At 41.5% G+C, this 24,375-nt stretch carries 21 protein-coding genes and 1 pseudogene; 8 read left to right on the top strand and 14 right to left on the bottom strand.

Annotation, left to right across the window (positions count from 1 at the left end; translation table 11 throughout):
* Positions 1 to 66: 66 nt before the first annotated feature.
* From ATS75_RS18200 to ATS75_RS18175, 6 genes are all read left to right on the top strand, one after another.
* Entirely contained in the window at positions 67 to 537 is a 471-nt protein-coding gene (locus tag ATS75_RS18200) for a CreA family protein (RefSeq protein WP_058561849.1), read from the top strand.
* A gap of 15 nt (positions 538 to 552) precedes the next feature.
* On the top strand, positions 553 to 1,335 hold the full coding sequence (locus tag ATS75_RS18195) for a hypothetical protein (RefSeq protein ID WP_058561848.1): 783 nt from the start codon (positions 553 to 555) through the stop codon (positions 1,333 to 1,335).
* 4 nt (positions 1,336 to 1,339) lie between these two features.
* Complete coding sequence (locus ATS75_RS18190; protein WP_058561847.1) at positions 1,340 to 1,963, top strand: LysE family translocator; 624 nt, start codon at positions 1,340 to 1,342, stop codon at positions 1,961 to 1,963.
* A gap of 12 nt (positions 1,964 to 1,975) precedes the next feature.
* Complete coding sequence (locus ATS75_RS18185; protein WP_058561846.1) at positions 1,976 to 2,470, top strand: gamma-glutamylcyclotransferase family protein; 495 nt, start codon at positions 1,976 to 1,978, stop codon at positions 2,468 to 2,470.
* A 20-nt stretch (positions 2,471 to 2,490) separates the two neighbouring features.
* The gene (locus ATS75_RS18180; protein ID WP_058561845.1) at positions 2,491 to 4,038 is read left to right on the top strand and encodes a serine hydrolase; all 1,548 of its coding nucleotides are present in this window, start codon (positions 2,491 to 2,493) and stop codon (positions 4,036 to 4,038) included.
* Between the two features lie 96 nt (positions 4,039 to 4,134).
* Positions 4,135 to 5,052, top strand: a complete 918-nt coding sequence (locus ATS75_RS18175; protein WP_058561844.1) for a histone deacetylase family protein — start codon at positions 4,135 to 4,137, stop codon at positions 5,050 to 5,052.
* On the opposite strand, the gene ATS75_RS18170 is transcribed toward ATS75_RS18175, so the two are convergent.
* Complete coding sequence (locus tag ATS75_RS18170) at positions 5,038 to 5,334, bottom strand: hypothetical protein (RefSeq protein ID WP_058561843.1); 297 nt, start codon at positions 5,332 to 5,334, stop codon at positions 5,038 to 5,040. The genes ATS75_RS18175 and ATS75_RS18170 overlap by 15 nt on opposite strands.
* Positions 5,335 to 5,409: 75 nt before the next feature.
* Here ATS75_RS18170 and ATS75_RS18165 point away from each other — a divergent pair, with 75 nt between their 5' ends.
* Positions 5,410 to 7,914 (top strand): EAL domain-containing protein, encoded by a 2,505-nt coding sequence (locus tag ATS75_RS18165; protein WP_058561842.1) that lies wholly within the window; start codon positions 5,410 to 5,412, stop codon positions 7,912 to 7,914.
* On the opposite strand, the gene ATS75_RS18160 is transcribed toward ATS75_RS18165, so the two are convergent.
* From ATS75_RS18160 to rsmD, 13 genes are all read right to left on the bottom strand, one after another.
* Complete coding sequence (locus tag ATS75_RS18160; protein WP_058561841.1) at positions 7,901 to 8,710, bottom strand: DUF2797 domain-containing protein; 810 nt, start codon at positions 8,708 to 8,710, stop codon at positions 7,901 to 7,903. The genes ATS75_RS18165 and ATS75_RS18160 overlap by 14 nt on opposite strands.
* A gap of 101 nt (positions 8,711 to 8,811) precedes the next feature.
* Entirely contained in the window at positions 8,812 to 11,325 is a 2,514-nt protein-coding gene (locus tag ATS75_RS18155; RefSeq protein WP_058561840.1) for an EAL domain-containing protein, read from the bottom strand.
* A 106-nt stretch (positions 11,326 to 11,431) separates the two neighbouring features.
* On the bottom strand, positions 11,432 to 12,715 hold the full coding sequence (gene purD, locus ATS75_RS18150; protein ID WP_058561839.1) for a phosphoribosylamine--glycine ligase: 1,284 nt from the start codon (positions 12,713 to 12,715) through the stop codon (positions 11,432 to 11,434).
* Between the two features lie 18 nt (positions 12,716 to 12,733).
* Positions 12,734 to 13,552: a class I SAM-dependent methyltransferase gene (locus tag ATS75_RS18145; RefSeq protein ID WP_058561838.1), complete on the bottom strand. Its 819-nt coding sequence runs from the start codon at positions 13,550 to 13,552 to the stop codon at positions 12,734 to 12,736.
* Positions 13,553 to 13,660: 108 nt separating this feature from the next.
* Positions 13,661 to 15,247, bottom strand: a complete 1,587-nt coding sequence (gene purH, locus ATS75_RS18140) for a bifunctional phosphoribosylaminoimidazolecarboxamide formyltransferase/IMP cyclohydrolase (protein ID WP_058561837.1) — start codon at positions 15,245 to 15,247, stop codon at positions 13,661 to 13,663.
* 234 nt (positions 15,248 to 15,481) lie between these two features.
* Complete coding sequence (gene fis, locus ATS75_RS18135; protein WP_002957804.1) at positions 15,482 to 15,772, bottom strand: DNA-binding transcriptional regulator Fis; 291 nt, start codon at positions 15,770 to 15,772, stop codon at positions 15,482 to 15,484.
* Between the two features lie 20 nt (positions 15,773 to 15,792).
* Positions 15,793 to 16,764 carry a tRNA dihydrouridine synthase DusB gene (gene dusB / locus ATS75_RS18130; protein ID WP_201020980.1) on the bottom strand — a complete coding sequence of 324 codons (972 nt, stop codon included), beginning with the start codon at positions 16,762 to 16,764 and terminating at the stop codon, positions 15,793 to 15,795.
* Positions 16,765 to 17,042: 278 nt separating this feature from the next.
* A complete protein-coding gene (prmA, locus tag ATS75_RS18125) occupies positions 17,043 to 17,927 on the bottom strand; it encodes a 50S ribosomal protein L11 methyltransferase (protein ID WP_058561835.1) in 885 nt (294 codons plus the stop codon).
* Positions 17,928 to 17,994: 67 nt separating this feature from the next.
* Complete coding sequence (gene rpoD, locus ATS75_RS18120; protein ID WP_058561834.1) at positions 17,995 to 19,839, bottom strand: RNA polymerase sigma factor RpoD; 1,845 nt, start codon at positions 19,837 to 19,839, stop codon at positions 17,995 to 17,997.
* 123 nt (positions 19,840 to 19,962) lie between these two features.
* The gene (gene dnaG, locus ATS75_RS18115; protein ID WP_058561833.1) at positions 19,963 to 21,717 is read right to left on the bottom strand and encodes a DNA primase; all 1,755 of its coding nucleotides are present in this window, start codon (positions 21,715 to 21,717) and stop codon (positions 19,963 to 19,965) included.
* Positions 21,718 to 21,877: 160 nt separating this feature from the next.
* Positions 21,878 to 22,324 (bottom strand): GatB/YqeY domain-containing protein, encoded by a 447-nt coding sequence (locus ATS75_RS18110; protein ID WP_058561832.1) that lies wholly within the window; start codon positions 22,322 to 22,324, stop codon positions 21,878 to 21,880.
* Positions 22,325 to 22,344: 20 nt separating this feature from the next.
* Complete coding sequence (gene rpsU, locus ATS75_RS18105; RefSeq protein WP_002957797.1) at positions 22,345 to 22,560, bottom strand: 30S ribosomal protein S21; 216 nt, start codon at positions 22,558 to 22,560, stop codon at positions 22,345 to 22,347.
* Positions 22,561 to 22,724: 164 nt separating this feature from the next.
* Complete coding sequence (gene rsmD / locus ATS75_RS18100; protein WP_058561831.1) at positions 22,725 to 23,324, bottom strand: 16S rRNA (guanine(966)-N(2))-methyltransferase RsmD; 600 nt, start codon at positions 23,322 to 23,324, stop codon at positions 22,725 to 22,727.
* Positions 23,325 to 23,522: 198 nt separating this feature from the next.
* Here rsmD and ATS75_RS18095 point away from each other — a divergent pair.
* A pseudogene (locus ATS75_RS18095) lies at positions 23,523 to 24,375 on the top strand (signal recognition particle-docking protein FtsY); the annotation flags it as partial.

Here is a 24,375-nt window from a genome sequence, read left to right as displayed (position 1 = left end):
TATTCAGCTTGGATATAACACATAAATGCGATAAAGCTCGTTAAATTTGAATTAAAAGGAAAGGGTATGAAACTTTTAAATGTGGTAGGAATTGTCGTGCTTTCGGCCATGCAGGTTGGGTGCTCAGACGATGCTGCGTCAGTGAGTTTAGGGTTATTCACGACAAAAGATATTAAAGTAGTTTCACAACAAGACCCGTTGGTAACAGGAGTGACATGCCACATTAGTCACATTGAAGCGAATTTAGATTTTTCAGATCCGTCGGACATGTCGATTGCATGCCGTCAAACAGGCCCTATTACAGCAGAGCAGTTAGTTGACATTGACCGAAGCAAGTCTGGTGAAATTGTTTTTAAATCATCAAAAAGTATTTTATTTAAATCGTTAAAAGTACGTCGAATTTATGATGCACAAACACGGTCTTTATTATATCTGTCGTATTCAACCAAAGAATCGACAGGGAGTCATCATCATGCTTTATCGACTGTGCCGCTTTATAATACGCAGGCATGGCAATGGGCAAGTACCCAACAATAATATTAAGAGTTGATTATGTTAGCGTTATTTAAATCTAAACCGTTGTTAGACGCGCAAGAGCAACAATGGTTAATTGATACGTTTGTGTGGGCTGTTGAGCATTTTGACAGTGAGTTTTTTATTAATAAAACACAGTTGGTTTTACCAAATCATCAATGTTTTCCAGATCCTGTATCAAGCATTGAAGAAATGGCTAGCAAGGTATTTCAACGTGTTGTAGGTTATGCGGGGATGCAAGCGTGGCCGATTCAACTTGTTGGACCTGCGCAGCTTCGGCCACAAGTGTTTCCGCATTTTGAATTTACAGACACATTGCGTTCGCCAAACAGTACGTTAATCGTTGCGCCGCCACATTTAATTAATGTGTCGTTTAATCCAAATCAAATAAATCAACCACAGGATTTAGTGGCGAGCTTTGCTGGCACATTGGCAACGATCATGATCCACCATGTTGGTGTGTTACCGCCAGGTGGTAAAGAGTTCTTACCACAGGCCAGTGATGCGCTTGCGTGCTTTTTAGGGTTTGGTGTGATGATGAGTAATACGGTTTACCAGTTTAAAGGTGGCTGCGGGTCGTGCTATAACCCTTACGCGAATAGACAAGCTGCATTAACTGAATCACAAACCTTATTTATGCACGCTTTAATATGTCACTTTAAAGGCCACAATGACTCTAAAAAGCACCTTAAGCCACACTTGCGCAGTCAATTTAAGAAAGCGCAAAAAGAAATAAAGGCACTCTTAAATGAAACTGCAAACCCACTTTTACTCGCGTTAGACGAAAAAAAGGCCGGATAACAATTTGAATTATTTAGATGAATTTATCCTCATAGCGTTAGCACACTTTTTTGCGGTAGCAAGCCCAGGTCCCGACTTTGCAATTGTACTTAAACAAAGCATCCAACATGGTCGGCGTAATGCGCTATGGACTAGCTTTGGTGTTGGCTTAGCGATTTTACTTCATGTGGGTTACTGCTTATTGGGGGTTGCGGTATTGTTAGCTCAATCACCGACTGTCTTTATGGCGTTAAAATACTTAGCAGGCGCTTATTTGGCATACATAGGATTTCAAGCACTCCGAAGCGCTAAGCCCGCAGACAACTTGCGCGAAGAAGTACCTCAAATCCAAAGTGAGGAGCCTGTTTGGGTTGCGTTTCGTCGTGGCTTTTTAACGAATGCACTCAACCCTAAAGCAACACTATTCTTTATGTCGTTATTTACTTTGGTGATCAGTCAAACAACACCCTTGTTAGTGCAAGCAGGTTACGGAGTGTATATGGCTGTTGCAACGTGGGTTTGGTTTTCGTTTTTATCATTAGTGTTATCAAAGTCTGCCGTACGAGGATTTTTTAAAAAAAGTGGTTATTGGTTCGACCGTGGTATAGGCGTGGTTTTAATCGCATTAGCATTACGCGTAGTTTTATAGGAGTAAATAATTATGACACTTTATAACTTTTCGTTTGGGTCAAACATGTCATCAAAGCGTTTACTTGCGCGACTCCCTGAAGTGAAGCGTATTGGTACCGCTACATTAGCGGGGTATAAGCTAACCTTTGATATGCTTAGCTTAGATGGGTCGGGTAAATGCAGCATTGAACAGAGCAACGAAAAAGGAGCCCTGGTTTATGGGGTTGTGTATCAGTTAACCGCGAGTGAGAAAGCCATACTCGATGACATTGAAGGGCCACGCTACGATTGCGCTGATATCGAAGTGACGTTGTTAAATGGCGAGCGAATAACCGCACATTGTTATATTGCAAACACCACAGATGCATCAATCCTACCTTATGACTGGTACATAGAGCACGTTCATCGCGGTGCGCTTGAAGCTGAACTACCAAATGCGTACAGTGAAAACATTAAATCTAGGTCTACTTGCCAAGATAGCGATAAAGCACGCGCAGCTATTGAGTTTGCCATACATCAACAATAAAAAATACGCCAAGGAATGTTATGAAATTGAAAAGATTAGCCATCGCAGCAACACTGTTAACGGGTTTATCGTTTTGTGCCCAAGCACAAGTTAATACTGAACAGTTAAATCAAGTTATTAAAAAATCTATGGCACGCTTTGATGTACCAGGCATGGCGGTGGCTGTTGTTGAAAATGATAAAGTAGTATTTGCGAAAGGGTTTGGTGTTACTCACTTGGACACGGGTAGTAAAGTAAACAAAAACACGCTGTTTGGTATAGCGTCAAATACAAAAGCTTTTACCGCTGCGGCGTTAGCCAAACTGGTTGATGAAAACAAAATAAGCTGGGATGACAAGGTCATCGACCATTTGCCTGAATTTCGTTTGTATGATGCTTATGTGACTCGTGAAATGACGATTCGTGATTTATTAAGCCATCGTAGTGGCTTAGGGTTAGGTCAAGGTGACTTGATGATTTGGCCTGATACCGATAAATCGATAGAAGAAATCTTAGCAGGTTTAAAGTATTTAAAGCCGGCAAGTAGTTTTCGCAGTAAATATGCCTATAACAACTTAATGTTTGTGACCGCTGGTGAAGTCGTTGCCCGTGTTTCTGGTATGAGCTGGAACGACTACATTGAAAAAAACATGCTACAGCCGCTAAATATGAATAACTCGCGAGCCGGTTTTTCACGCATTCCACGCAGTAATAAAAACTGGGCGACGGGTCATATTCCTATGGATGGCAAACTACACCCATTTTTTGTGAACTACCTAGAGGATTTTAGGGGCGCAGGCGCCATTGCTTCGAGTGTCAGTGATATGAGTCAGTGGTTACGCACTCAACTTGCTGGTGGTAAAATGCCAAATGGTGAGCAGCTCTTTAGTGAGCAACAGCAAATACAAATGTGGCATCCACACATTACGTCTTTAGCATCTAAAAGTGCGTATGAAGCCTACCATCAGCAGTTTAGGGGGTACGGCTTAGGTTGGAGTATTGAAGATTATCATGGTGTAAAAAAATTAGCCCATGGTGGAGGTATTCTAGGGATGGTATCACAGGTTACCTTGGTGCCAGAGAAAAGCTTAGGCATCGTTATCTTAAGTAATCAACAAGCATTCAGTGCGCTGTCGGCCATTACACATGAAGTGCTTGAAGACGCACTTAACCTTGAAGATAAAGATTGGGTTGAAATGTTGGCGAAAAAGCACTTCGAGGGTAAGCAAAAAGCGTATCAAACCGCGTCTCCTGAAGCCCCTGCAGATTATCAACCTCAGTTACCTGCTATCAATTATACCGGAACGCTTCATGATGACTGGTATGGCGATGTGGTTGTGGAAGAGTTAGATGGAAAATTACGTATTGATTTTACCCATACCAAGCGCTTAAAAGGTCAGCTTGAGCATTACACTGGTAATACGTTTATTGTAAAGTGGGATGAGAAGCTACTGGAAGCGGATGCCTATATTACGTTTGATATGAGTGCTAAAAACCGCGTAGAGCAGGCAAAAATGCGAGCAGTCTCAACAGCGGTGACGGACTTTAGTTTTGACTTTAGAAATTTGACCTTAAAAGCAAAACAATAAAATTGCATACAACTGTATGATAGTAAACCAAAGTCGCAAAGCCACCTTCGGGTGGCTTTGTTATAGTTAACCACGTGAACTTATTAGGAGCTTTGTATGCGTACTGCAATTATCTCTCATCCGCACTGTCGTAAACATAAAATGATAATTGATCATCCAGAGTGTCCTGAACGCTTAGATGCAATAGCAGATCGCCTACTCGCCAGTGGGTTGGATATTGCAATTGAACAAAAGCAAGCGCCAAAAGCATCAAGAGAACATTATTTGCTTGTGCATGATGAGTCTCTTGTTAAACATGTTGAAAACACCCTACCAAAAGAAGGACTAGCCTCGTTAGATGGTGACACTTGGTTATGCCCTGATTCTTTAAAGGCAGTTGAACGAGCTGTGGGTGCAGGCTTACTGGCAGTTGATGAAGTGCTTGCTGATAATTTAGATGCGGCTTTTTGCTCTGTCAGGCCACCGGGACATCATGCTACACGCTCTGTATCGAGCGGGTTCTGCGTGTATAACAATTTAGCTATTGCGGTTAGGTATGCACAAAGCAAAGGCGTTAAACGCATTGCTATTGTTGATTTTGATGTGCACCACGGTAATGGCACACAAGATATTTTTATGGATGATGACAGCGTTCTTTTTTGCTCCTTATTTCAATATCCTTTTTACCCTAATACTGCCATTGAAAATAATGCCACATTAGTGAATTCACCACTGCCTATCGCCAGTGACGGTAATGACTTAAAAGCACTCTACACTCAGCAGTGGTTACCTAAATTGTCTGCTTTTAAGCCTGAGCTCATTTTTATTAGTGCAGGCTTTGATGCGCACCTTGAAGATGATATGGCGAGCTTGAAATTTGTCGAGGAAGATTATATCTGGTTAACAGAGCAATTAGCATCAATGAGTCAGGAGCTCAATTGCAAAGGGATAATCTCTTACCTTGAGGGGGGGTATGCCTTATCGGCTTTAGGCCGAAGTGCGGTTGCACATATTAAAGCGCTAGTTGATAGCTAATAAATCAAACGCTTGAGCCGGTGTTATGTGGTCTATTTTAGCTAAACAGCATTGCCCCTCTTTTGCTAGATAATGTTTAACTAATGTGGCCAATTCGCGTGATGATAACGCGGGTAAAGGAATATTCTTTAGTGTTCTATAGCTTGCTGTTTTATCCAATAAAACCACGTCTTTTTGTTGGGTTTCACTCATCCCATACAGTAAATTTTCGAGATCGCTAGGCTCTTCAATAATATCAATTTCTTGGTTGTAAATCAGTATTAATGGTTGAAAATTACTCATTTATTGTCCTAAATCAAGTTGTATTTATTGAGGTTATATATACTTCAAGACCCGATCGCCTCAAAGAACTCGATTATGCCCCAAAATAGCCGTTATCAAAAAGTTCATGATGTATATACTAACAAGGTTATTGCTTGCGCAAAAGACACTCGACTCATAGAAGCAGTGAAGCAGATGCGAGCGCATAATGTGAGCGCTATATTTGTGAGAGGGCAGCAAGATATTATTGGTGTTTGGACAGAGTCTGATTGTATGAAGCTCGACCTCACTGAGCAGTCAGTGAAAAATATTGCAATTGAAAACGTCATGTCATCACCTGTTTTAACAGTTTCAAGTAAACAGCTTTTAAGTGATGCGGCGCTTATTTTTCATCAAAATGGCGTGCGGCATTTGTTAGTAACCGATGAAAATAGCTTGTCATGCGGTGTGCTAAGTATTAGCGATATTGTACGTAATCAAGGGTTAGATCACTATTTGCAATTTAGAACTATTAACGATCAATACAATAAAAATATCCTGATTGTACCAAGCGATATGGTTGTGACTGAGGCGATCGCTAAAATGCGCCAGCGTAATGATAAAGCCATTCTTGTTTATAATGAACAGTTGCAAGAGCACGGTATTATAACTCAGCGTGATTTGTTGAACTTAATTTTAGATCACTTTGGTGATGGGTTATGTTGGGATTTTGCTAATCGATCTGTTCATCAAATTAGTCCATCGGGGAGTCTATTTGATGCATACCGATTAATGTCTCATAACCATGTTCGGCATTTAATTGTTATCGAAGAAGGCGTCATTAAAGGTGTATTGTCACTTGAGCATTTAATTAATGAAATTGAGAGTGCGTATTGTTGTGAGCTCGAAAAAGTACTCCAACAACGGGATGTAGCACTTCAGCATTCACAACGAAACCTTTACCTCGCCAACAAGATTATAGATTCTTCATTAGATGGCATAATGATCACTTCCCAAGAAGGGAATATTATTCAAGTAAACCCTGCGTTTACAAAGTTAACAGGCTATAAAGAGTTCGAAGTGATAGGAAAAAATCCTAGCTTACTTAATTCTGGCCGACACGATGATCATTTCTATAAGCAAATGTGGCAGCAAATTGAGGAGCAGGGGGTTTGGCAAGGGGAAATCTGTAATCGTAAAAAAAATGGCGAATTATATGTTGAATGGCTGACGATCATTGAAATTAAAGAGCCACATAATAGTGAAAAATTATACGCTGCTATCTTTAGTGATATTACAGAGCGCAAATGCGCTGAAGAAAAAATAGTTCAACTCGCATATTTTGATGAATTAACAGGGTTACCTAATAGGCGGCTATTTAACGACAGATTAAATATGGCACTGGCCAGCGCTCATCGCGATAATAGTATGCTGGCTGTGATGTTTATTGATTTAGACAGATTTAAAGAAATCAACGATACGCTCGGGCATGGTGCGGGTGACATATTACTTCAGCTGGTTGCAAAACGGATAGAAAGCATACTTGGTGAAGGCGATACCCTTGCTCGCTTGGGAGGGGATGAGTTTGTTGTGCTGTTTAATGTTGAAAACTTTGAATCGGTCAGTAATCTAGCTAATATCATTCTAAAAAATTTAGAAGCCTCCTTTATGTTAGAGGGAACGGATGTACGTATCACCGCTTCTTTAGGCGCCGCCGTTTACCCCGATGATGGCCAAGACAGTGAAACACTCCTAAAGCATGCTGATATAGCGATGTACCGCTCTAAAGATCAAGGTCGCAACTCTTTTCAGCTATTCAAGTCATCAATGAACGCACGTTCTTTAGAGCGACTAGCAATGATGAGCCGTTTTCAATTTGCGCTAGAAAATAGTGAGTTTGAACTTTATTTTCAACCAAAGCTAAATCTTCAAACTGAAAATTTTCAAGGTGTTGAGGCATTATTGCGCTGGCATGATCCTACTTTAGGGGTCATTTCTCCTGCTCACTTTATTCCGCTAGCGGAAGAGCTGGGGTTAATTGTACAACTTGATTTATGGGTGATTGAACAGGCTGGTAAACACCTTGCTCAATGGCAAGCTTTAGGTGTTAAAGCGGGTCGATTGGCAATCAATATTTCTGCGTGTCATTTAAGTCAGGGGAAATTAGCGAATAGCATTGAAACCATGCTGACTAAGTATCAACTTCCAGGGCGTTTACTAGAAATTGAGCTCACAGAAAGTAGCTTCATTAGCTCGTTCACTCAAGCTAAAAAGGAGTTACAAAAAGTGAAAGCGCTTGGTGTCAATATTGCTTTGGATGATTTTGGTACGGGTTATTCAGCGCTGAGTTATTTAACAAAGCTGCCATTTGATACCTTGAAAATTGATGCAAGTTTTATAGCAAAAGTGCCGGATGAATATGGAAACAGTGAAATTGTTGCCGCGATTATTGCACTGGCTAAAAATTTAAACTTAACGGTCATAGCCGAGGGCGTAGAGAAATTAACACAACAAACGTATTTATTTAGCTTAGGTTGCCATGCTATCCAAGGGTATCACTATTGCCGCCCGTTAGCGCAGCGGCAATGGTTAGCGTTTTATTCGCAATTTACTCAACGGTGACTTCATAAGAGGTAAATTTGCGGATATTAATGACGCCCTTATCAAAAATTAAGTATTGGCCTTTAATACCTTGCAAGATACCGCTGACAACAGGTTCTTTATCAAAGTTAAATGAACTAATTTTAGTTGGATACTCGGCTACAGGGAAAGCTAAATCAACAACGTCTTCATTAAGTTGCTCAATTGCAGTTGCACCAAATAATTCGGCCAGCTCATTTAATTTATCTGCTATTTGTGGGATTAACTCTGCGGCAGCGGCTTTGAGGTCAAGCACTTCACTTTGACCTTTGAGCATATTGCGCCAATTTGTTTTATCAGCAATAAACTGCGCGAGTGCAACTTCGACTAAGCCTGATTGTAAGCGTGTTTGCACTTTAAAAATAGGTAATGCTTGCGTTGCACCTTGATCAATCCAGCGTGTAGGAATTTGTGTATGGCGAGTAATCCCGACTTTGAGCCCTGATGTATTAGCAAGATAGACATAGTGTGGGATCATACAATTCTCTTCTCCCCATTGTGGCTCACGACAGGTACCTTGATCATAGTGGCAAGTTTCGGGCTTCATGATACACATATCACAGCTAGCAAGCTTACGCATGCATACAAAACAATGGCCTTGAGAGTAGCTTTTTTTTGTTTTTTTACCACAACTAGAGCATAAAATTGTGCCGCTAAACGTGAGTGTAAGTTGCTTACCAATATACGCATTCAAATCAATCAATTCATCGCCCACTGGGAGGTGGTATTGGATTGGTTGTGTAAGAGAAGATTTTAGTTTTTTAAGTGTGCCTTGCATCTTTACGCCCCTAAAGATGTTTAAAAAAGGGATGTTACCAAAAATCACACTGTAAGTGGTAGTTTTAAGCGATTTTACAAAGAGCAGTCAAGGTAAAGGTATTACGCATAATTAGCCAAAAAATCGAGGTAATCGTTGAACGGAATTGGTTTAGAGTAATAATAGCCTTGAGAAAAGTCAGCTCCCATTGCTTTTAAAACATGGTGAGTATGCTCATCTTCAACGCCTTCAGCGGTAACAGTAATTCCTAAGTTGTGGGCCATATCAATGGCTGTTTTTACAATAACTTTGTGGGATTCGTTACTTTCTAAATTACTGACAAATGACCGATCAATTTTTAAATTCGAAAACGTATAGTGCAGTAAATAAGTTAACGAAGCATACCCTGTTCCAAAATCATCAAGTATGACCTGTATACCTTGGCGATGAAATTGAGATATTAGCTGTTGCATCCTTTCTTGGTTTTTTACTAATGCGGATTCTGTTAATTCAAATTTAACTTGCTTTGCAGGCACATTGTATTTTAATAAAATATTTTCAACTTTTTCGGCTAATTGGTTGATGCTTAAGTTTTTAGCGCTTAAGTTAATACTTACTGTGTGTGCTGTGAAACCTTGTTTATTGAGCGCTTGTAAATCGCGGCAGCTTCTGTCTAACACCCACAGCGTTAGCTCATTAATGAGGCCAGTTCTTTCTGCAAGTTGTATGAGTTCTTCAATATTTAAATAGCGGTATTCAGGGGTCGGCCAACGGAGTAATACTTCGCTGCCAATAATACGTTTGGTGGTGAGATCTAATTGCGGTTGATGATACAAAGCAAGGCTGTCATTTTTTATGGCTGTTTGTAATTTTGCTGCCAGCTCTATATCCATAAATTGATTGGTTTGTTGCTGTGAGTCACTAATGCTTGTAAGGCTACTTTTAGCTTGCTTTAGAGTGACGTAGCCGCGTTGCAAGCAGGCTTCAAAGTTATCGTTATTATTGGAAAAGCTAATGCCAACAGCGTATTTCAACTGCAAGCTTAACCCTTGAATTTCATATTGTTTAGGGAGCCCTTTAATTATTTTTGCTAAGCATAATGACAGCGCTTCAGCCGTTTGTGTTTTCGTTGAAATACAGGCAAAAATACCTGTTCCTAAGTCAGCTAATTTTGAGTGGCTATCTAACGTTGAATCCAAGTGAGCAAACTGGCGCTCACCGGTCAGTTGTAACTCCAGAGAGTGAGCGACTTGGATGATTAAGTTATTGCTTTGCGTAGGTGTCAATAAGGTGTGTAATGAATGAAAATAGCGAATTTTAATCAAGCATAAAGTGTTTTTACGCTGTGCATGTTCAAGGCTCATGTAGGCTTGTTTTAACATTGCACTGTTAAGCAATTTTGTTTGCTGTGTATGGGTTGCGTGGTACAACGCACGCTCACGCTGGTAGCGTACACGGTCAGCCAGTGCCATTGCCATTAAAATGACTTCACATAAAATGGCCATTAGAAAGGCGTGTCGAATAGCAAAACTGTAAGGGAGCACATCGGTTAATTCTAAGGGCTGAATTGCTGCGCCTATAATGAGTGGTATCCATGAAATAACATAGAACTTAGCCCACCTAAAACCACTGCGCAGCTTTTTGTAAATCATAATGATGCAGATAATGTATAACAATACCATCGTGGAAAAAAAGATCCGCGCGGCGATATTTTCGACAATAAAAAAAGAGGCTATGGCCAAAATAAACATAACGGCCATCAATGCTACACTAGCTTTAAAACGCCAGCAGCGCTCTTTGTGATAGCGTAAGAACATGGTGCAAAATGCGAGTGTGAAAATAGAGATGGCGTAATTACTTACAATAATATATTTCTGAAAAAACAGCTGCCAGCTTATAGGCCAAAGGTAAAAACCAAAGCCAAGTACTCCACCCATTAGAATAATTGCGCTAATAATATACCCAATGTAAATAAGATAAACGCGGTCTTTAATACCAAAAAACAGCACTAAGTTGTAAAGCGCCGCCATGATAAGTACACCAACAAAAATCCCCCAAATTGTTGCTTGTGATCTGTTTAAACTTTGAAATTCAACCTCGCCATATAAGTTAATGGGCGTTTTACTGATACCCGTCGTGTCTATTTTAACCAACAGTGTGTGTTTAGTGTGTGAGGGAATGCTTAATTGAATGTGTGGCACACTGTATTGAAAAAGAGTGAGATCGTCTCTTAAATCTCCAAGCCGAGTGAGTGAAAGGAGCGCGTTTTTTTCATCTAAGTGATACACCGTTAAGTGATCTATCATCGGGTTATCAAAGTGAGCGACAACATTTTCGTCTTTATGACTACGGTTATCTAGCTTGATTTGTAGCCAGTAATTGCGAGGGGTAAAGTTCCAATTGATTGTTTCAAATGGTTTAGTTATAAAAGTATGCAGGTTGTCTAACACAGTTTCATCTGACAGTTTTTTTGTGTCATCAATTAAATAACTATGCTTCAAATAGATGGGGGTGGTTTTATCTATGGTGTATTTAGTAGGGTTCGCGAGATTACTCGCAAAATTTGCGATCACATAAAATAAAAGTACTAATATTAAAACAGCAATAAAGTGATAACGTAAGTAATTATTTTTCAATGTTCGTTGTTCTTTTTCGGATCCTGTAAAGAGTGTAGCATTAATCTAAAATATAAAGCGCAGTGAACTGCGCTTTATAGTAAATAATAAAACAATAAAGTAAGGCTTATTGCTCGCGTGCAATTGCACGGTAAGCAATATCAGTTCGATACTCCATGCCTTCCCAGCTAATTTCGTCGACTAGTTTGTAGGCACGTTGTTGCGCTTCAGTGACGGTGTTGCCCAGTGCGGTTGCACATAATACGCGCCCGCCAGCAGTGACAACGTGTTCGCCATCTTGTTTAGTGCCAGCGTGAAATACTTTTTCACCCTCAGCATAGTTTACTTTAAGGCCGTTGATTGCATCACCTTTAGGGTAGCTTGCAGGGTAACCTTTTGCAGCTAACACTATGCCGACCGCTGCTCGCGAATCAAACTCGATCGTTGTTTTATCAAGTTCAACACGATTTGCCGCTTCAATCAGTTCAACAAGATCTGATTGCAGACGGAGCATCATAGGTTGTGTTTCCGGGTCGCCAAAACGACAGTTATACTCGATAACTTTAGGTGTGCCATCGCTGTCGATCATCAGGCCTGCATACAAGAAACCAGTGTATGGATGGCCTTCACTTGCCATACCTTCTACCGTAGGGTAGATCACTTCGTTCATGATGCGTTGATGAATTTCATCGGTTACTACAGGGGCTGGTGAATATGCACCCATACCACCAGTGTTTGGACCTTTATCGCCATTGTAAGCGCGTTTGTGATCTTGGCTCGTTGCAAACGGTAATACGTTCTTACCATCTACCATGACAATGAACGAGGCTTCTTCGCCTTCTAAGAACTCTTCAATGACTACGCGACTACCCGCGTCACCAAACGCGTTACCCGCAAGCATATCGCGAATAGCATCTTCAGCTTCGGTTTCAGTCATGGCTACAATAACGCCTTTACCTGCAGCTAAACCGTCCGCTTTAATTACAATCGGCGCCCCTTTTTCTTTTAAATAGGCAAGAGCAGGGTCGATTTGCTCAAAAGTTTGGTAATCTGCTGTAGGTATCGCATGGCGTGCTAAAAAGTCTTTAGTAAATGATTTAGAGCCTTCAAGTTGTGCAGCACCGGCTGTTGGGCCAAAGATTGCTAACCCATGTTCGCGAAACTTATCTACAACGCCCAGTACCAGTGGCACTTCAGGGCCCACAATAGTAAGGCCAATATTGTTTTGCTTTGCAAAGTTCAGTAAGCCGTCTAGATCTTCAACGTTAATAGCAACATTCTCAAGCTTTGGCTCAAGCGCTGTGCCAGCATTACCGGGTGCTACAAATACAGTGTTAACTTTGGTGTTTTGAGCGGCCTTAAACGCAAGTGCGTGTTCGCGGCCGCCGCTGCCAATGACTAATACATTCATGGCGTAATATCCTATCTATTAAAGCGGTTTTTTAAATTTCAGCGTCATACGGTCACTTTCACCAATCGCTTTATATTTAGCTGCGTCTTTTTCATCAAGCGCTAAGCGAGGTGGAAGGGTCCATACCCCTTTAGGGTGATCAGCTGTATCAAGAGGGTTTGCATTGATTTCACTGCTTGCTTCAAGTTCAAAGCCTGCTTGTTTAGCAAGTGCAATAACGACACTTTGCTTCATATAACCTGACGACTTTTGCATTTCATCAGCGCTACTTTCTGGTAAGCGATGCTCAACCACACCTAGCGTCCCCCCTGGTTTTAATGCTGAGAAAAAAGACTGAAAGGCACTTAATGCTGCGTCTTTTTCTTTGCTCATATACCAGTTATGCACGTTGCGGAAGGTTAATACCATATCAGCGCTGTTTGCTGGAGCTATTTCTAAATGTGTTAATGGAGCAAACTCTGTAACCTTAACTTGGCTATATCGTTTATCTTCAGTGATTTTCTTTTTAAAGCTTGCCAGTGAACGTTGGTAGTAACCAACCGATGAATCTGCAGGAAAGTGCGCGGCATAGTAAGTACCTTGTCCTTTTAATGCAGGCGCTAAAATATCACTGTACCAACCACCGCCCGGGGCAATTTCAACCACGGTCATCGTTGGTTTAAAACCAAAAAAATCCAATGTTTGTACAGGATTACGATACTGGTCTCGCTCATTATTGCGCTCAGCAGATTCGACAGCTTTTTGCAGTGCCGAGCCGCTGCTGTGGTTGTGCGCAATGGCCATTGTTGAGCTGACTGCTAACGTAGCAACCAATAGAGATTTTAGTGCAAATTTCATCGTCTGTTCCTTCACATTATAATATTACAAGAGGTTATAGAATAAGCAGAATACGTGAATTTAGTGCAAACAAAAAGAGCTAACTTTTACCGTTAGCTCTTTGCGTGATTAGTGGCGGAAGTGACGCATGCCAGTAAACACCATTGCCATGCCAGCTTCGTCAGCTGCAGCGATAACTTCTTCATCGCGCATTGAGCCACCGGGTTGAATGACCGCGGTAATGCCAGCGTCAGCGGCTGCATCTATACCATCACGGAATGGGAAGAATGCATCAGACGCCATGACTGAACCTTTAACTTCAAGGTTTTCATCAGCGGCTTTAATACCGGCAATTTTAGCTGAATAAACGCGGCTCATTTGGCCTGCGCCTACACCGATTGTCATACCGTCACGGGCATAAACAATAGCGTTTGATTTAACAAACTTAGCGACTTTCCAGCAGAATAATAAATCTTTAAGCTCTTGCTCAGTAGGCTGACGCTTAGACACAACTTTTAAGTCGCCTTGCGTTACCATACCTAAATCACGGTCTTGAATTAATACACCGCCGTTAACACGTTTGATGTCATGGCTTGTGCCTTTAGCAGAAAACTCACCACATTCTAATAAACGCACATTTTGCTTTGCAGATACGATTTGTGCTGCTGCTTCTGATACTTTAGGTGCAATGATCACTTCAACAAATTGGCGTGCAACAATAGCTTCTGCGGTCTGGGCATCAAGCTCTTGGTTAAAGGCAATGATGCCACCAAATGCAGATGTCGGGTCAGTTTTAAATGCACGGTCATAGGCTTCAAGAATGTTTTCACCAATCGACACGCCACATGGGTTTGCATGTTTTACGATAACGCAGGCTGGTACGTCGAACTCTTTAACGCACTCAAGCGCAGCATCTGTATCAGCAATGTTATTGAAAGAGAGCGCTTTACCTTGTAACTGAGTTGCAGTTGCAACAGAGGCTTCTTGTATGTCGTTCTCAACATAAAAGGCCGCGTCTTGGTGTGAGTTCTCACCGTAGCGCATATCTTGCTTTTTAGTGAACTGCATATTGATTGTGCGAGGGAATTTAGTTTCCTCAGCCGCTTCATCAGTATAATCAGGAACCATTTTACCGAAATAGTTAGCAATCATGCCATCGTACTGAGCTGTGTGCTCGTAAGCTGCAATTGCAAGGTCGAAACGTGTTTTATACGTTGTTGAACCATTGTTGCTATGCATTTCGCTGATCACGCGATCGTAATCTGTTGCATTTACTACGATAGTCACGTCTTTGTGGTTCTTAGCCGCAGCACGCACCATAGTTGGACCACCGATATCGATGTTTTCGATAGCATCTTCAAGGCTGCAGTTCTCTTGAGCGACTGTATTCGCAAAGGGGTATAAGTTAACTACAACAATATCGATGGCCGAGATATTATTCTCGCTCATCACGTCTTCATCTTGTCCACGACGCGCTAAGATGCCGCCATGAATTTTTGGATGAAGCGTTTTTACGCGACCATCCATGATCTCAGGGTGACCTGTGTGGTCAGATACTTCAGTGACTTTAATGCCGTTATCAGCAAGTAATTTACAAGTACCGCCAGTTGATAAAAGTTCGACACCTTGTGACTCAAGCGCGCGAGCAAATTCAACAATACCGGTTTTATCTGACACACTTAAAAGTGCGCGACGAATTGGACGATGTGTATCCATTGTAGTTTGATTACCTCAGGTTTTAGCTAGCTTAGAAAGGCGGTATTTTAACTGAATATCGCTTAAAAAACGATGTTTAAAGGGTGAGGATTTTGCAATTAGACGCTTTTTGAGGATTAATTAAGATATAAAAAAAGCACCCTAAGGTGCTTTTTTATTTAAAATAACATGGTTACTTTAAATTATTACTTTCTATAACTGTTGTAATGGATTAATAAACCATTAAAACGGCTATTAGTTCATGCCGTATTTCTTTAGTTTCTTACGTAAAGTACCGCGGTTGATACCAAGTAAGATTGCTGCACGTGTTTGGTTACCACGTGTGTAAGTCATTACTTCTTCAAGTAATGGTGCTTCTAGCTCTGAAAGAACAAGGTCGTAAACGTCTTGCACATCTTGACCGTTAAGCTGTTTTAAGTAGTGATGAACAGCTTTTTTCACTGCATCGCGTAATGGCTGCGGTTTCTCGTGTGACTGAACATGAGGGTTAGTGATAAATGGAGAAGTCACGTTTTGTTCGAACATTGTTTATATCTCTTTCTTTCTTAGTTAGCTGCTAGTGTTTTAAAGTATTGCTCTAATGTCTCGATTTGTGCCTGTGGATTATCGAGAGCATTAAATACTCGCCTAAACTGACCGTCACTGTCATGGGTTTGCAAATACCAAGATACATGTTTGCGAGCAATGCGCGCTCCCATTGGTTCCCCGTAAAACGCATGAAGGTTCACTAAGTGTTCCATCAAAATACCCCGTACCTCCTCAATTGGCGGTGTAGATAAGTGTTCTCCGGTTCGCAAAAAGTGGTCTATCTCCCTAAATATCCAAGGGCGACCTTGGGCGGCTCGACCAATCATAATGGCATCTGCACCCGTATAGTCCAAAACCTGTTTTGCTTTTTCAGGTGATGTAATATCACCATTGGCAACGACAGGTATCGTTACTGAACGCTTTATATCCCTGATTGTGGCGTACTCTGCTTCACCTTTATACATGCATGCGCGTGTACGCCCATGTACGGCTAATGAAGCAATGCCATAACGTTCAGCTATTCTCGCAATCTCAACACCGTTACGGTTATCCTGATCCCATCCAGTACGAATCTTTAATGTCACAGGTACATCGACAGCGTTGACTACGGCATCGACGATCTCTTCCACTAAACCAGGGAACTGTAACAAGGCTGAGCCTGCGAGTTTCTTGTTCACTTTCTTAGCAGGGCACCCCATATTAATATCTATGATTTGCGCCCCATTGCTGACATTGAATTGTGCAGCCTGAGCCATTAACTCAGGATCAGCTCCTGCTATTTGCACTGCGCGTATTCCTGACTCACCGCTATGATCCATACGGTTCATCGATTTTTCGGTTTTCCATACTCTTGGATTCGACGAAAGCATTTCAGACACGGCAAGGCCTGCACCTAAGCGTCGGCAAAGCTGTCTAAATGGTCTGTCTGTTATGCCCGCCATTGGCGCGACAATAACATTATTCTCAAGTTGGTATGAACCGATACGCACGATATTCAAAGGCCTCTTTTCAAGGGGCGCTAAGTTTACGGTGTTTTTGCTAAAAAACAAAGGCTATAAATTGAACAAAAGTGACTTTTTTTTGACTTTTTCGTATTGACTTTTGATAACAGTTTGAAGGGTGGGTTTATTTGTTTGTTATTTATACAAAAATAAAAATGAAGGGTCTATTTTGTTTCATAAATAAGTGTGTAAATAATAGGTAAAGCCTGTTAACGACAGGCTTTACAAACGCATTTAGGGTTAATAGTTAATTAAAAACCGAGCAGCTAGCTGGTGTGCTTTTGGCCACTAACACGGGTCCATTCACCTTCAACTGCAATCTCATCAAGGGCGATAAAAGGCGCATAAACATCGGCAACTGATTGTGCTTGTTCTTCTAATATACCAGACATGGCGATTTTTCCGTCAGGTTTGAGTAAACCTAAAATAACACCATGTAATTCACGTAAAGGAGCCGCCAAAATATTCGCAACAACAATGTCGGCGGTAAATTCTGGTTGGTTCTCAGGCAAGTAGACTTCCAGCTTGTCAGCTACTCCGTTACGCTGTGCGTTATCAAGGCTCGCTTCAAGTGCTTGCGGGTCTATATCAATCCCTATCATTCGCTCAGCACCCAATTTGATTGCTGCAATGCCTAATATGCCTGAACCACACCCAAAGTCGACGACAGTCTTACCTGTTAAGTCTTGGCTTTCTAGCCATTTCAAACAAAGCGCCGTGGTTGCATGAGTACCAGTGCCAAACGCAAGGCCTGGGTCAAGTAATACATTTACGGCATCAGGATCTGGAATATCGCGCCAGCTTGGACAAATCCAGAGCTTTTCGCCAAACTGAATTGGGTGGAAATTATCCATCCATTCACGTTCCCAGTCTTTATCTTCTAGTTGTTCTACTTTATAAACTAACGAGTCTCTTATCTCGTCATGGCGCTTTAATAGCTCAATAACCGCATTCATATCGTGATTAGCTTCAAACAGACCAATAACAGTGGTATCAGCCCAAAACTCGACTGTGCCAATCTTAGGCTCATAGATAGGGGTGTCTTTAGCATCAATAAAGGTAACAGATGCACTGCCAGCTTCCATTAATAAGTCACTGACAGCATCAGCAGTTGCGGCATTAGCATTAATACGTATTTGGATCCAAGCCATGATTATTTCCTTGAAATAGAAAAAAGGCCGCTACAGCGGCCTTTTGATTATGTTTGTTAGCAGCTAATTATTTAGCGTCTAAGAAGCTCTTAAGTAAATCAGAGCGAGAAGGGTGGCGTAGTTTGCGCAGTGCCTTCGCTTCAATCTGACGAATACGTTCACGTGTTACGTCAAACTGCTTACCTACTTCTTCTAGAGTATGGTCGGTATTCATATCAATACCAAAACGCATACGTAATACTTTAGCTTCACGGGCTGTTAAGCCTGCTAGTACATCGTTGGTAGCACCACGAAGTGATTCCATTGTTGCTGAATCGATAGGCGAATCAATGGTGGTATCTTCGATAAAGTCACCTAAATGTGAATCTTCATCATCACCGATTGGCGTTTCCATCGAAATTGGCTCTTTTGCAATCTTCAGTACCTTGCGGATTTTATCCTCAGGCATCATCATGCGTTCAGCTAACTCTTCAGGGTTAGGTTCACGTCCCATTTCTTGCAGCATTTGACGTGAGATACGATTCAGTTTATTGATCGTCTCAATCATATGTACAGGAATACGGATAGTACGTGCTTGGTCAGCGATAGAACGAGTGATTGCTTGACGGATCCACCATGTAGCATAAGTAGAGAACTTATAACCACGGCGGTATTCAAACTTATCTACGGCTTTCATTAAACCAATGTTACCTTCTTGGATTAAATCCAAGAATTGTAAACCACGGTTGGTGTATTTTTTAGCGATTGAAATTACAAGACGTAAGTTCGCTTCAACCATTTCTTTTTTCGCACGGCGTGCTTTTGCTTCACCGATACTCATGCGACGGTTGATGTCTTTTATCCGTTCAATGCTCAAACCAGTACTTTCTTCGATGGTACTTAGCTTGTTAATACAGCGCACTATTTCAGGTTTCACTTCTTCAAGCTTCGCTGAATGCTTTTCGTTAGCTGCAATTTCCAAATCGATCCACGATGAATCTGTTTCGTTATTTGCAAAGTGCTTAACAAATGTTTTCTTTGGTAATTTTGCAAATTGTACCGCTTGCTTCATGATAAGGCGTTCTTGAACTCGAACACGGTCCATCATCTCACGCATGTTATTAACCATGCGATCAAACTGTTTTGGTACTAATTTAAAAGTTCTGAATAACTCACCGATCTCAAAAATAGCGGCTTGAGAATCAGGGTGTGAGCGGCCTTTTTTATCAAACGTGTCGCGCGCTTTGTTATAAAGATCACGAAGATTTTCAAAGTGAACTCGGGCCTCTTCAGGATCAGGGCCTGTATCAACTTCTTCTTCATCGTCATCATCATCACTATCTGCATCGTCTTTATCTTCTTCATCAAGCTCTTTTTCACTTAATTCAGAACCAATGTGCGTTGCAGAAATTTGCGTTTCATCTTCATTTGGGTCAAAGAAACCAGAGATAATGTCGCTTAAGCGCATTTCTTCAGCTTCAAATTTATCCCACTGTTCAAGAAGATAAGTAATTGCTTCAGGGTACTCAGCAACCGAGATCTGTACTTGGTTGATGCCTTCTTCAATGCGCTTAGCGATGACAATTTCGCCTTCACGGGTCAGTAGTTCAACTGTGCCCATTTCACGCATATACATACGAACCGGGTCCGTTGTACGGCCGATTTCTTTATCAACAGTAGCAAGCGCAGCGGCTGCGGCTTCTGCTGCGTCTTCATCTGTCGTGGTTTCTTGCATCATCAATTCATCGGCATCAGGCGCGTTTTCGCTAACCTTGATACCCATATCATTGATCATACTAATGATATCTTCTACTTGATCTGAATCGATAATATCTTGTGGAAGGTGATCATTAACTTCTGCAAAAGTTAAATAACCTTGCTCTTTACCTTTTTGAATCAGAAGTTTTAATTGTGACTGAGGAGTTGGATCCATAGAGATTGTTTCTTCCACTCTGATAAGTTGATACAACAGGCGCCAGCTCGCTTATTAATAAGCCAAGCTAAGTATAATTTGACGCAGTGAATAGCACAGTATAACAGCATTTATCAATTTTGACTAGCCGTTAGTTCCTTTTAACGCTTGAGTTAACAAATGACACTCGAGTCGCTCGTCGCTATTTAACCCTTGGGTCTTGTCTTTTATTAATAGGGTCTCGAGTCGATAATTTAAACACTGATCTTCAATAAATTTGAAAGTATTTTTAAACTCATCTTCCAAGCGGTCATCATTTATTTCATGGCGCCATGTGGCTAGTTTAATCAGCGCTTCGTATTCAGGGCTTTCTCTAAACGCCTCAAGTAACTGTGCCGTTGTCATACCGTCTTTTTGTAAAGCACAGTGCTGTAATTTGATGAGTAACGCGATACCAGCAATATTCATCTGCGCTAAATCTGGTAAGTAAGGCACTGCGTGCGATAAGCTAGGATGCTGCACAAGCAAACCGATAGCACGTCGCATGGGGGTTATTTTAAATTTACGTTCAATAGAGTGCTGTTGTTTAGGTGTTTTTAAGCGATTATTTAACTGCTCTTTAGTACGCCCAATTAACCGGCCAAGTTGCTCTAGTAAATTTTCTTGGTAAAACTCGCTGGGAATTTTTTCTATTAAAGGGAGTACCGCACTGAGTAACTTTGCTTTACCTGCATCTGACGTTAAATCAATCTCTTGGCTGAGTTTATTAAACAGTACGTGGGTAAAATCATCCGCTTTAGACAAGCGTAGCTCAAAGGCCTCTTTTCCTTCTTTTTGTACAAGAGAGTCAGGGTCTTCACCATCAGGTAAAAACACAAATTGCAGGGCTTTCCCATCGTTTAGATAGGGGAGTGCGTTTTCAAGGGCGCGCCAAGCGGCATCACGACCTGCACGGTCGCCATCATAGCAACAAATTACTTTGTCAGTGGTTCTAAATAAAGTGTGCATGTGTTCAGCTGTTGTAGCTGTGCCCAATGCTGCGACAGCGTATTCAATAGCTTGCTCACTGAGTGCGACCACGTCCATATATCCTTCAACAATAAGGATATGGTCGAGCTTTTTGTGTGCTTGTTTTGCCTCATAGAGTCCATACAGCTCAAAGCCTTTGTGGAATATACGAGTTTCAGGAGAGTTTAAATATTTTGGCCCCTGATCTGCTTGCATAACACGCCCGCCAAACGCAATAACACGACCACGCTTGTCGCGAATAGGGAACATTAATCGGTCACGGAAAAAGTCAAACTGTCGGCCAGGGGTTTTTTCTGAGGCGAGTTTCAGTTCAACTAGTTGCTCTTTTTGTTCTTTATTGCGACCAAGCTGCTGGCATAGGCCTTCCCATTCACTGGGGGCATAGCCAATCATAAACTTTTTAACGGTTTCGCCGCTTAAACCACGCCCTTTAACATACTCTATGACGTCAGCAGAGTTGGCATGATGCTTTAATTGGTGTTGATAAAAACGTGCAGCGTGGAGCATTAAATCATAATCAGACCGTTTTTGTTCAGCAGTTCTTTGTGGGCCTGACTGCGTATTACCTTGCTCGCGAGGTACATCCAAATTAAGGATACTAGCAAGCTCTTCTATAGCATCAACAAATTCGAGTTTATCGTACTCCATAACAAACGAAATAGCGTTACCGTTAGCGCCACACCCAAAACAATGATAAAACTGTTTATCTTGTGACACGGTAAAGGATGGCGACTTTTCGTTATGGAAAGGGCAGCAGGCTTGGTAGTCTTTCCCTGCTTTTTTAAGGCCTACTTTTGAGTCGATCAGCTCAACAATATCTGTTCTGGCGAGTAAATCGTCAATAAAATTTCGTGGGATTTTTCCGGCCATACTGAGTGAGTCGTCCTGAAATAAATAAAAAAAGTGAGCGAATTGGCTTTCGTTCTACAAATTTAGATTTGAACACAAACGCTATTTTTATTAAAGCTAAAAACAAAGAAACCGAGCACATGGCTCGGTTTGCTTTCATCATACTTTGTATGTGGGCGTATTAGGCTGTTAATCGTTGCTTAATTAAACCTGAAATCTTACCTAAATCGGCGCGACCTTCAGCTTTGCTTTTGATTATACCCATTACTTTACCCATGTCTTGCATACCAGCTGCATTAGTATCAGCAATAGCCGCATCAATGAGGGCAATGATTTCTTCTTCACTCAGCTGTTGAGGTAGGAATTCTTCAAGTGCAGTTATCTCATTGGCTTCAACTTCCGCTAAATCATCACGCCCAGCATCTTTGTACTGAGTGTAAGAATCACGACGTTGTTTAACAAGTTTCACTAAGACTGCGGTAATACCGTCATCATCAAGTGTTATTTGCTCGTCAATTTCACGTTGCTTGATTGCAGCAAGTACCATACGAATTGGGTTAAGACGTGATTTGTCTTTCGCTCGCATTGCATCTTTTTGCGCATCTTTTAGCGTTATTAAAAGGCTCATTTATACAAGACCAAATACGATTAGTATAATTTAACGCGACGTGCGTTATCGCGAGAAAGCTTCTTCATGTGACGCTTAACCGCTGCAGCTTTTTTACGCTTGCGCTCAGCTGTCGGCTTTTCATAGTGCTCGCGACGACGAACTTCTGAAAGGATACCTGCTTTTTCACATGAACGCTTGAAGCGACGAAGTGCTACGTCAAACGGTTCGTTCTCTCTTACTTTAATTACTGGCATTAAAAATTCACCTACCTAAATAATGAGCGTTGCTCAAGTTGATCAAACAATGATCAAGTGGTTCAAAAATGGTGCGGTATTGTAATCCGAAGCCACACCACATGTAAAGGATAAATATTATCTAGTTCTGAGTGCAAACTAAAATAAATTCTATGTTATTAATTTTATTGTACTTGATATAATTGACATTGCACTTGGCCTGCTGTTTTTTCTTTTAATAACAGCCAATTGCTAGGGAGATCTAAATTGTAAAGTTCACTTTCGACTTCTACATAAATCAACGCATTTTCGCTTAACCAACTATTTTTTATTAGTAAATCACAACATGGTTGAGCTAAGTTTTGGCGAAAAGGCGGGTCAACAAAAACTAAATCAAATTGTTGTTCGTTTGGGTTTTGGCTCAAATGCCGTAAACTATCCGTACAAAAAATTTCTGCATTATTCAAATTAAGCGTTTGCGCGTTGGTTTTTAATTGCGCCGTTGCTGAATTGTCCATCTCTAAAAAAGTGGCGCAGTGAGCAAATCGAGAAAGCGCCTCAAAGCCAAGCCCGCCGGAGCCAGCAAAGCAGTCGAGTACTCTCGCATCTCGAGTATCTTGCATTAACCAATTAAAAACAGTTTCTTTTATGCGGTCAGTCGTTGGACGCAGTCCTTGTACATCTTTAACAGGTAACTTACGGCCACGGAATTGCCCGCTAATGATTCGAATAAAACCATCATTTGACTTGTTTTTTGGCTGTTTTTGTGGTGATTTTTTTCTCATTTAACTCACTAAAAAATGGTATCTATTACGCGGCTCAGATAATATTGTACTGATATCGTAGCGCGTCATTTTTCAACTGCGCTAAAAGTGTTACCATAAGCATCTTGGACAATAGTTTTATGAACGGCTTAAAAAGCGAGTTCAGATAAAACTATTTGCATTAGTTTATCAGATTTTTATAAGTGGTTATTAGCAACTATGGCAAAAAAAAGTAAATTCCTGTCTTGGCTAGGTTTTGGCAAATCAGAAAATAAACAACAAACAGAGCAGGCAGTAGATGCTGATAACCAAAAGCAATTAGCAGAGCAAGAACGCATTGCTGCAGAAAATGCAGAAGCTGAGCGTGAAGAGCAAGCACGCATTGCTGCAGAAAATGCAGAAGCTGAGCGTGCAGAGCAAGCACGCATTGCTGCAGATAAAGCAGAAGCTGAGCGTGAAGAGCAATCACGTATTGCTGCAGAAAATGCAGAAGCTGAGCGTGAAGAGCAAGCACGCATTGCTGCAGAAAATGCAGAAGCTGAGCGTGTAGAGCAAGCACGCATTGCTGCAGATAAAGCAGAAGCTGAGCGTGAAGAGCAATCACGTATTGCTGCAGAAAATGCAGAAGCTGAGCGTGAAGAGCAAGCACGCATTGCTGCAGAAAATGCAGAAGCTGAGCGTGTAGAGCAAGCACGCATTGCTGCGGAAAAAGCAGAAGCTGAGCGTGTAGAGCAAGCACGTATTGCTGCGGAAAAAGCAGAAGCTGAGCGTGAAGAGCAATCACGCATTGCTGCTGAAAAAGCAGAAGCTGAGCGTGAAGAGCAATCACGCATTGCTGCTGAAAAAGCAGAAGCTGAGCGTGCAGAGCAAGCACGCATTGCTTCGGAAAAAGCAGAAGCTGAGCGTGTAGAGCAAGCACGTATTGCTGCAGAGAAAGCAGAACAAGCACGTATTGCTGCTGAACAAGCAGAAGCTGAGCGTGTAGAGCAATCACGCATTGCTGCGGAAAAAGCAGAAGCTGAGCGTGTAGAGCAAGAACGTATTGCTGCGGAAAAAGCAGAAGCTGAGCGTG

This window comes from Pseudoalteromonas sp. H105 (assembly GCF_001469215.1).
GTDB lineage: Bacteria > Pseudomonadota > Gammaproteobacteria > Enterobacterales > Alteromonadaceae > Pseudoalteromonas.
This window is presented reverse-complemented; position numbering and strand designations above follow the sequence as displayed.

Bases quoted from the DNA above. Each gene is read 5' to 3' on its own strand.
- rpsU (WP_002957797.1), bottom strand. From the start codon at position 22,560: ATGCCAGTAATTAAAGTAAGAGAGAACGAACCGTTTGACGTAGCACTT.
- ATS75_RS18195 (WP_058561848.1), top strand. From the start codon at position 553: ATGTTAGCGTTATTTAAATCTAAACCGTTGTTAGACGCGCAAGAGCAA.
- purD (WP_058561839.1), bottom strand. From the start codon at position 12,715: ATGAATGTATTAGTCATTGGCAGCGGCGGCCGCGAACACGCACTTGCG.
- ATS75_RS18175 (WP_058561844.1), top strand. From the start codon at position 4,135: ATGCGTACTGCAATTATCTCTCATCCGCACTGTCGTAAACATAAAATG.
- rpoD (WP_058561834.1), bottom strand. From the start codon at position 19,839: ATGGATCCAACTCCTCAGTCACAATTAAAACTTCTGATTCAAAAAGGT.
- ATS75_RS18160 (WP_058561841.1), bottom strand. From the start codon at position 8,710: ATGCAAGGCACACTTAAAAAACTAAAATCTTCTCTTACACAACCAATC.
- purH (WP_058561837.1), bottom strand. From the start codon at position 15,247: ATGGATACACATCGTCCAATTCGTCGCGCACTTTTAAGTGTGTCAGAT.
- ATS75_RS18200 (WP_058561849.1), top strand. From the start codon at position 67: ATGAAACTTTTAAATGTGGTAGGAATTGTCGTGCTTTCGGCCATGCAG.
- ATS75_RS18110 (WP_058561832.1), bottom strand. From the start codon at position 22,324: ATGAGCCTTTTAATAACGCTAAAAGATGCGCAAAAAGATGCAATGCGA.
- prmA (WP_058561835.1), bottom strand. From the start codon at position 17,927: ATGGCTTGGATCCAAATACGTATTAATGCTAATGCCGCAACTGCTGAT.
- ATS75_RS18170 (WP_058561843.1), bottom strand. From the start codon at position 5,334: ATGAGTAATTTTCAACCATTAATACTGATTTACAACCAAGAAATTGAT.
- fis (WP_002957804.1), bottom strand. From the start codon at position 15,772: ATGTTCGAACAAAACGTGACTTCTCCATTTATCACTAACCCTCATGTT.
- ATS75_RS18165 (WP_058561842.1), top strand. From the start codon at position 5,410: ATGCCCCAAAATAGCCGTTATCAAAAAGTTCATGATGTATATACTAAC.
- ATS75_RS18185 (WP_058561846.1), top strand. From the start codon at position 1,976: ATGACACTTTATAACTTTTCGTTTGGGTCAAACATGTCATCAAAGCGT.
- ATS75_RS18180 (WP_058561845.1), top strand. From the start codon at position 2,491: ATGAAATTGAAAAGATTAGCCATCGCAGCAACACTGTTAACGGGTTTA.
- rsmD (WP_058561831.1), bottom strand. From the start codon at position 23,324: ATGAGAAAAAAATCACCACAAAAACAGCCAAAAAACAAGTCAAATGAT.
- ATS75_RS18145 (WP_058561838.1), bottom strand. From the start codon at position 13,552: ATGAAATTTGCACTAAAATCTCTATTGGTTGCTACGTTAGCAGTCAGC.
- dnaG (WP_058561833.1), bottom strand. From the start codon at position 21,717: ATGGCCGGAAAAATCCCACGAAATTTTATTGACGATTTACTCGCCAGA.